This window comes from Trichloromonas sp., from assembly GCF_041583255.1.
Lineage (GTDB): Bacteria > Desulfobacterota > Desulfuromonadia > Desulfuromonadales > Trichloromonadaceae > Trichloromonas.
The window spans coordinates 21,989-28,667 of sequence record NZ_JBFHGD010000015.1; the positions used below are offsets into that span (position 1 = coordinate 21,989).

Here is a 6,679-nt window from a genome sequence, read left to right on the forward strand (position 1 = left end):
AGTTGCCGCTCTCAGCCCGTTAGCGGAATCCAGCGATACAGGTACCCGGACAGCTTGCCGAACATGTTGAAGAAAAGCAGGATGCCGACCAGCATCAACATGGCGCCGGTGAGGATTTCCATGATCCGGATGTGTTTGCGGAACCGGTTGAAAAACGAGAGAAACCCGTGAAACAGCAGGCCTGAGACCAGAAACGGGATGCCGAGGCCGGCCGAGTAGACCGCCAGCATCAGGATCCCCCTGGAGTAGTTGCTCGAGGTGCCGGCGACCAAAGCGAGGATACCGCCGAGAATCGGCCCGATGCAGGGGGTCCAGCCGGCGGCAAAGGCCAGCCCGACCAGGAAGGTGCCGAGAAAACCGCTCGGCTTTGCCCGCAGCTGGACCCTCTTTTCACCCAGCAGGATACCGAAATGAAAGAGCCCCGACATGTGGATACCGAACAGAAAGACCAGGATGCCGCCGATGCGCTGAATCCAAATCAGGCCTTCGCGCATGTGATCCTGAAAGGCCGAAGAAGCGATCCCGGCCAGTGCCCCAAGGCCGATGAAAACCGTCGAGAAACCGGCAATGAAGGCCAGCGAATGGAGCATCACCGTGAGCCGGACCTTGGCGGTCGGGTGGGCGTCCTGCAGCTGGCCGAAGGAGAGCCCGGTGATATAGGTCAGGTAGGATGGGATGAGGGGCAGCACGCAGGGGGAAAAGAACGACAGAATCCCCGCGCTGAACGCGATCCAGAAGGTGAGATCGGCACCGGTACCCATACGAGTTATCCCTTCGCCAGAAATTTCAGGTAATCGATCGTGGTCGTGTCATCCCACTCCCGCGCACCGAGGATATGATTGAGTATAACACCATCCTTGTTGATGATGAAGGTCTCGGGAAAACGAAATACGCCAAAGGCATTCTGCGCCTTGGCGTCAACAGAGTCGAGCAGCACGGGAAAGGAATGGGGCTGGCTCTTGAGAAAAGCGGCCACGGCCTGGGCCCCGTTCTCTTCGACATTGACCGCAAGCATGACGAAATCGAATCCCTGCATGGCCTTGTGCAGGCGCTCCATGGAGGGCATTTCGGCGCGACAGGGGGGACACCAGGTGGCCCAGAAGTTGAGCATGACCACCCGGCCCCGGTAATCGGCGAGGGAGACCGTTTTGCCGTCGAGGGTTTTCAGGCTGACCGCCGGAGCGACGCTGCCGACCTTGACCCCCGGCGAAGGCTCGCCGCTCGGACGGGAGGTGCCGGCGAAAGACTGGGAACCCGGCAGCAGCAGCAAACCGGCAACTAGAAGAAACAGGGCACTCCTCATGGACAATCCTTTCATATGAAAAACCAGATATTTCTCTTTTTACTCCGGGCACCGGTAAAAGTCAAGAATCACCCCTCGTCCCGCATGGCATCACCGGCCCAGAGCCGCTCTATTTCGTCCATTTCTTCTTCGGAGAAGCCGAAATAATGAGCCAGTTCATGAATGACCGTCTCGCGGATGATCCTGACCAGCGGCTCTCCCGACTCATCATGGTAATTCTCCACCGCCTGCTGGTAGATGGTGATCACGTCGGGGAGGCTGGCGTATTCGTGGGTCCGCTCCGAAAGGGGCCAGCCCCGGTAGTAACCGAGCAGGTCGCGGGGGTCGTCGAAACCGACTTCGTCCAGGGTCTCGGCATCGGCCCAGTCTTCGACCTGGAAGGTGAGGTTGTCGATGCGCTCGAGAAACTCGCGGGGAATCGCCCGAATCGCGCGCTCAACCAATTGTTCGAAAGCGCGCCGGTTCAATCGTCGAAGCCCTGGCCGCGGGCGATGCGGAAGACCGAGGAGAACAGGGCCGCCTCGACGTCGGCCTCATCGGTGATTTTCGCCTCACCGTAAAAGGTGCGCCCTTCAGGGCCGCGCACCACCGCGGTCGCCGTCACCAGCCCCTGTCTCACCGGGGCCAGAAAGCGGGTGGTCAGCTCGGTGGTGGCGAAGAGGGTGCCGGGCGGCAGCAGCGATTTGATCGCCATCGCCACCGCGGTATCGGCCAGGGTGGTAATGGCGCCGCCGTGCATGAAGCCGCCGCCCATGGCCAGCTTGACCCGAAACGGGACGGTCAGCACCGCCCTCCCCTCGTGCGCCTGCTCGATCTGCAGCCCGACCAGGTCTTCAAAGGGGGCGGTATCGACCCAGTCCTCCAGTTCGAACTGGGCCTGCTGCGGCTGCCGCAGGTCATCGCCGTCAACCGACAATCGGGCCATGGATGTGTCCTTTCATAAATTCAGCGGGATCGGCTGAAGGCGTTCGGCCACCAGCTTCACGACAGATCGAACGAATATCACGATTTCGGCTCCGCGGCACCGTTTTTAGTGATGCCGTACTTTTCCAGGCGGTAAATCAGGGTATGCCGGGGGATCCGCAGAAACGCGGCGGCGCGGGTCTGGTTCCAGTCGTTGCGGCGCAGGGCCTCGAGCACCGCCTCCTTCTCCAGCTCTTCCAGCGGATATCCTTCATCCGGCAGATTGAGCACCCCGCCGGAGGCCGCCTGCTGCGGGCGGCGGATTTTCGGCGGCAGGTCGTCCAGCTCGATATCCTCGCCGCGGCGCAGGATCACCATGCGCTCGACGGCATTTTCCAGTTCGCGCACGTTGCCCGGCCAGCCGTAGGCGTTCAGGGCCGCCAGCGCCGCCGCGGAGCAGGCGACGTTGCCGTGCTTGCCGAGGAAATGCCTGACCAGCAGCGGGATATCGGCCCGACGCTCGCGCAGCGGCGGCAGGTGCACCGGAATCACCGCCAGGCGATAGTAGAGGTCTTCGCGAAACCCGCCGTCGTCGATGGCCACCTCGAGATCGCGGTTGGTGGCCGCCACCACCCGCACGTCGACCTTGCGGACGCTGCCGCCGACCGGCTCGATTTCCCGCTCCTGCAGGGCCCGCAGCAGCTTCGGCTGCAGCTCGACCGGCAGTTCGCCGACCTCGTCGAGAAACAGGGTGCCGCCGTCGGCCAGTTCGAACTTGCCTTTGCGATCCTTCACCGCCCCGGTGAAGGCGCCGCGAAGATGGCCGAACAGTTCGCTCTCGAGCAGCTCGCGCGGAATCGCCGCGCAGTTGACCGGCACGAAGGGGCCGTCATGGCGCTCGCTGCCCGAGTGGATGGCGCGGGCGATCAATTCTTTACCGGTGCCGCTTTCGCCGCCGATCAGCACCGTCGCCTCGCTGGCCGCCACCCGGCGCACGATTTCGAACACCTGCTGCATTTCATCGGAAATCCCGACCAGCCGGGTAAAATCGATTTTCTGCGTCAGCTCCTGCCGCAGCCGCTGGTTTTCCTCCTTCAGCCCGCTGTAGGCAAAGGCCTTGCCGGTCACCAGCACCAGTTCGTCGCGGCTGAAGGGCTTGGTCAGGTAATCGAAGGCCCCGAGCTTCATCGCCTCGACCGCCTTTTCAACGGTGCCGTAGGCGGTGATGACGACGACCAGGGTTTCCGGCTGCTCGGCCTTGACCTGCTTCAGCACGTCGTAGCCGGAGAGTCCCGGCATCTGGATGTCGGTGATCACCACCCCGGGCTGCTCGAGCTTGAAAATCCGCAGCCCCTCCTCGCCGTCGGCGGCGGTCAGCACCCGGTAGCCGGCCTCGTGCAGGGTGAACTCGGTCACCCGGCGCAACGAGATGTCGTCATCGATGAGCAGTACGCTGTTACGGGACACGCAGTCCTCCTATCGCGGCAGGTGCAGGGTAAAGACCGTCCCCTCGCCGGGCCGGCTTTCGACTTCGATGCGGCCGCCGTGCCCCTGGATGATCCGGTGGGTGATCGCCAGACCGAGCCCGGTCCCCTCGCTGCGCGTGGTGAAAAACGGGTTGAAGATGCGATCCAGGCTTTCGGCGGGGATTCCCTGCCCGCTGTCGGCGAAAAGGATCCGGACCTCGGCTTCGGCCGCCGCGGCCGCAATTTTCAGCGTACCCCCTTCGGGCATGGCCTGCAGGGCATTGAGGACGAGGTTGAGAAAGGCCTGCTTGAGCTGTTCCCGGTCGCCCGCCACCGCCAGCTTCCCCTCCCCTTCGAGCAGGGTCTCGACCCTGTTTTTCTGGGCCGGCTGGCGGGTCAGCAGCAGCACTTCGCGCAGGGCTTCGAGCACATCGAACGATTCCCTGCGGGGGGTCGCCGGCCGGGAAAAATCGAGAAAGTCCTGCACCACCCGGTTGAGCCGGTCGACTTCCTTGATCAGGATCTGGGCGAACTCGTAGCGCTTGTCGGCCGGGTCGATGCCGTCTTTCAGGATCTCCGCCGTGCCGCGGATCGAGCCGAGCGGGTTGCGGATTTCGTGGGCCATCCCCGCCGACAGTTCACCCAAGGCCGAAAGCCGGTCGGCCCGGCGCAGCTGTTCTTCGATCTCGAGCACCAGGTCGGCCTGTTCGCGCAGCTTGGCGTAGCTCTCTTCGAGACGGTGAGCCGCCCTTTCGGCCCGAACCCGCTGCATGAACTCGCGCTGGCTGAGCACACCGGTAAGAAAGCCGATCAGGTTGTACAGGAGAATTTCGAGGTACTGCTCGAGAGGAACCCCGTGATGGTGTCCCCACTGAAAGACGACGTGCGGGGCATAGAGAATCGAAATCGCGATCGAAGTCGCCACGCCGCCGCGCAGGGCGTACCAGAGCCCGCCGAGAATGATCGGGATGTAATACAAGCGCCGGTAGATGTCGTGGTATTCGCCCTTCTGGGTCGTGGTCAAGTAGTGCAGGGAGGTGATCCCCGCCACCAGGAAGATCAGGATAGCCAGGCGAACGTAAGGATTTCTTCTCATGGGTCAATTTGTACCCCAGAGATCGATAACAATTCAAGTATTTATGCACGGACAAAAAAAACCCTCCCGCGGGCAGGAGGGCGAAAAAAAAGGAGGCAAAAGCGAGCAGGCCCGCTTTGCTGGATTTCATTTTATCAAAGCATCGGAGCTTTGCCAGAAAACTGTGAAAATATCATTGGACAGCATTAAAGCCGGCAGGTTATGCTGACCGCCTCAACGATCCACACAGGCATGCCATGGCACTTTTTCTCGACATTCTGACCATCGTTCTGCCGGTCTTCCTGGTCATCGCCCTCGGCTATTTTCTCCAGCGGGGGGCGCTGATCGATCAGGCGTTCCTGTTTCAGACCAACCGGCTGGTCTACTACATCTGCCTGCCGCTGCTCCTCTTCTACAAAATCGGCACCGCCGACTTCTTCGCCAACTTCAACGGCGCCCTGGTACTCGGCTCGGCGGCCACCATCGCCATCGGCTTCTTCGTCTCCTACGGCTACGCCGCCCTGCGCGGCTACCCGCCGGCCGCCCGCGGTTCCTTCAGCCAGGGCTCGTTCCGCGGCAACCTCGCCTACATGGGGCTGGCCATCGTCTTCAACGCCTACGGCGAAACCGGCTTCACCCGCGCCGGCATTCTGATGGGATTCCTGGTGCCGGTTCTCAACTTCTTCGCCATCCTCGCCCTGCTGCTGCCGCACCGGGACAGCGAGGGCAACCGCGGCGCGGCCTTCTGGCTGCGCCAGATCGCCTTCAACCCGCTGATCATCGCCTCCTTCGCCGGCATCCTCTGGAGCTTTCTCGCCCTGCCGATGCCGGTGATCCTCGACCGCAGCCTGCACATCGCCACCGGCATGACCCTGCCGCTGGCGCTGATCGCCATCGGCGGCTCCTTCTCCCTCAAACGGCTCAAGGGCGACCTGGTGCGGGCCGCCTTCGCCACCGGCATCAAGATCGTCTGGCTGCCGCTGATCGCCGCCGTGCTGCTGGTGGCGCTCGGCGTCACCGGCCAGGATCTCGCCATCGGCGTGCTGATGGCCGGCACCCCGGCGGCCACCGCCACCTACATCATGGCCCACCAGATGAAGGGCGACGCCGAACTGGCCGGCTCGATCGTGATGATGTCGACCCTGCTGTCGGCGGTCACCTACACCGCCGCCCTCTTTATCCTGCGCACCCTGGGCCTATAAGCATCCCGGCAGGATGCAGCGCCCGATCAAACGGCACAATGCGCAGTCAAGAAAATCCGTTTGTCAAGACCCCCCTTTGGGGAGATTTTAAAAATTCGAGTTTCGAGGTAAGTTGGCCCGGTAGAAGATGCTTTGCTACAGACTCGTTAACGATCACAAAGTAAAACATAGTAGAAATAATGATTCGATCACTTGGTAAAACAAGAGTGCTGATAAGCTCATTTGTTTTGATGACAATTATGTTCATTATTGTCATGTTTTTTGTGAATCAATCAATTGACGGAGGAGACGGTTCTGGTGTTTTAAGACTTCAATTATCATTTAAAAAAACTGTTGGCATTCAAATTATAGCTAGTTGGGGAACCTCTGGGGAAAAAAATTTCCTGCGGTGGATTTTCACAGACTATATTTATGCATTTACATATTCATTCTTCTTCGCCTCACTTATCTCTTTTCTAATCTTTAAAAAAGAAAATATCAACAATTCAAAATACAGAATACCAGTTTATTCAGCATTCTTTGCAGGAGCGTGCGATTGGTTTGAAAATACGATTGAAATATTCTTCATAAAAGACCCATATGGTTTCTCAAGTAATTTGTTTTTCATTCATTCTATTGTTTCAGTCATTAAGTGGTTAGTAATCTTAACAATTATTACTTACATCATCGCCTTGCTAGCAATTAATAAAAATAACCCTGGAAATAGCTAACCACGCAATTACAATCAGAC

Annotated in this window: 9 protein-coding genes; 3 read left to right on the forward strand and 6 right to left on the reverse strand. The window is 59.8% G+C overall.

All coding sequences use genetic code 11. The features are described 5' to 3' along the window. Window positions 1–11: 11 nt before the first annotated feature. From ABYV89_RS02420 to ABYV89_RS02445, 6 genes are all read right to left on the reverse strand, one after another. The gene (locus ABYV89_RS02420; protein WP_432821329.1) at window positions 12–761 is read right to left on the reverse strand and encodes a cytochrome c biogenesis CcdA family protein; all 750 of its coding nucleotides are present in this window, start codon (window positions 759–761) and stop codon (window positions 12–14) included. Between the two features lie 5 nt (window positions 762–766). Further along, on the reverse strand, window positions 767–1,303 hold the full coding sequence (locus ABYV89_RS02425; protein ID WP_432821330.1) for a TlpA disulfide reductase family protein: 537 nt from the start codon (window positions 1,301–1,303) through the stop codon (window positions 767–769). A 68-nt stretch (window positions 1,304–1,371) separates the two neighbouring features. Then, window positions 1,372–1,770 (reverse strand): metallopeptidase family protein, encoded by a 399-nt coding sequence (locus ABYV89_RS02430; protein WP_432821331.1) that lies wholly within the window; start codon window positions 1,768–1,770, stop codon window positions 1,372–1,374. Continuing rightward, window positions 1,767–2,228 carry a PaaI family thioesterase gene (locus tag ABYV89_RS02435; RefSeq protein WP_432821332.1) on the reverse strand — a complete coding sequence of 154 codons (462 nt, stop codon included), beginning with the start codon at window positions 2,226–2,228 and terminating at the stop codon, window positions 1,767–1,769. Before ABYV89_RS02435 ends, ABYV89_RS02430 begins: the two co-directional genes overlap by 4 nt. Window positions 2,229–2,305: 77 nt before the next feature. After that, window positions 2,306–3,673 carry a sigma-54-dependent transcriptional regulator gene (locus ABYV89_RS02440; protein WP_432821333.1) on the reverse strand — a complete coding sequence of 456 codons (1,368 nt, stop codon included), beginning with the start codon at window positions 3,671–3,673 and terminating at the stop codon, window positions 2,306–2,308. A 9-nt stretch (window positions 3,674–3,682) separates the two neighbouring features. Then, window positions 3,683–4,768: a two-component system sensor histidine kinase NtrB gene (locus tag ABYV89_RS02445; RefSeq protein WP_432821334.1), complete on the reverse strand. Its 1,086-nt coding sequence runs from the start codon at window positions 4,766–4,768 to the stop codon at window positions 3,683–3,685. On the opposite strand from ABYV89_RS02445, the gene ABYV89_RS02450 reads away from it, so the two are divergent. The 3 genes from ABYV89_RS02450 (at window position 4,767) to ABYV89_RS02460 (ending at window position 6,659) form a co-directional block, all read left to right on the forward strand. Continuing rightward, window positions 4,767–4,976 (forward strand): hypothetical protein, encoded by a 210-nt coding sequence (locus ABYV89_RS02450; RefSeq protein WP_432821335.1) that lies wholly within the window; start codon window positions 4,767–4,769, stop codon window positions 4,974–4,976. The genes ABYV89_RS02445 and ABYV89_RS02450 overlap by 2 nt on opposite strands. A gap of 28 nt (window positions 4,977–5,004) precedes the next feature. Further along, on the forward strand, window positions 5,005–5,949 hold the full coding sequence (locus tag ABYV89_RS02455) for an AEC family transporter (protein WP_432821336.1): 945 nt from the start codon (window positions 5,005–5,007) through the stop codon (window positions 5,947–5,949). Window positions 5,950–6,128: 179 nt separating this feature from the next. Then, a complete protein-coding gene (locus ABYV89_RS02460; RefSeq protein ID WP_432821337.1) occupies window positions 6,129–6,659 on the forward strand; it encodes a hypothetical protein in 531 nt (176 codons plus the stop codon). The last annotated feature ends 20 nt before the right edge of the window (window positions 6,660–6,679 follow it).